We start from the raw sequence: 250 nt of genomic DNA, 5'->3' as shown, positions 1-250 counted from the left end.
CAAGGAGCAGTGGCACCGTCCCCAGAGCAGCGTAGCGCCGTGCCGCGTCTTCCGGAACCAGCGTCTTCCAGTCCGGGCCACCAAAGACATCGTCGCCAAAAGACAGCGAATATTTGAAATCGTCCTTTTCCATGATCCAGGGCGCCCGCAGACAACAGCCATTGAGGCCGTACTGAATGCCGAACTGCTCCAGCATCACCTCTTCCAGAACCTTGGAAAGCGCATAGCTTCCCGGATAAGCACGGTGGGG

At 58.4% G+C, this 250-nt stretch carries 1 pseudogene; it reads right to left on the bottom strand.

Annotated elements, in window-relative coordinates:
* Window positions 1-250, bottom strand: a pseudogene (locus EOD29_RS33730) (NAD(P)-dependent oxidoreductase); the annotation flags it as partial.

The sequence above is a fragment of the Mesorhizobium sp. M1A.T.Ca.IN.004.03.1.1 genome (assembly GCF_003997555.1).
Taxonomy (GTDB): Bacteria; Pseudomonadota; Alphaproteobacteria; order Rhizobiales; family Rhizobiaceae; genus Mesorhizobium.
The sequence above is the reverse complement of the archived record's forward strand: the minus strand, read 5'-3'. Positions and strand labels throughout refer to the sequence as shown.